The sequence below is a fragment of the Bradyrhizobium sp. 142 genome (assembly GCF_023074015.1).
Taxonomy (GTDB): domain Bacteria; phylum Pseudomonadota; class Alphaproteobacteria; order Rhizobiales; family Xanthobacteraceae; genus Bradyrhizobium.
This window is the reverse complement of sequence record NZ_JADPKQ010000298.1, coordinates 1-520: the sequence shown is the minus strand read 5'-3', so window position 1 is coordinate 520 and position 520 is coordinate 1. Positions and strand designations below refer to the sequence as shown.

Here is a 520-nt window from a genome sequence, read left to right as displayed (position 1 = left end):
ATCACCGCTCAACGGCAGCGTCAATCACCCTGACCGCGCAATCCAGAGCATTCCGCGCAAGTCAAGGCCGGGCACGGTGATCCTCCCATGACGCTCACGGTTCTTCTTCCGGGTCACGTTGAAGCGGCATGAGATCCTCGAACATACCCATGTCGTTCACGAACCGCGCAAGCTGCCCGTGGTTCTCAGCCCCGAAGAAGTGGCGCGGCTGCTCGATGCCGCGCCGGGGCTGAAGTACAAGGCGGCGCTGAGCGTGGCCTATGGTGCGGGACTGCGCGCCACCGAAGTCGTCTCGCTCGCCGACATCGACAGCAAGCGCATGATCATCCGCGTCGAGCAGGGCAAGGGCGGCAAGGACCGGAACGTCATGCTCTCCCCACACCTGCTCGATCTGCTTTTGCTGTCCAATCCCATCCCAAACGTAACCGGCATGAGGCCCCCACCTCGCCATCGCGAGGTTCGCCTGCGATACAGCCTGGCATGAGCTGATCGGTGGAGGTGAAGCGATGGCAAATGCCAT

General features: G+C 62.5%; 1 pseudogene. It reads left to right on the top strand.

Annotated features, from left to right (window positions below):
- Nucleotides 1–163: 163 nt before the first annotated feature.
- Nucleotides 164–397 (top strand): annotated as a pseudogene (locus IVA82_RS26695) (tyrosine-type recombinase/integrase); the annotation flags it as partial.
- Nucleotides 398–520: the final 123 nt, after the last annotated feature.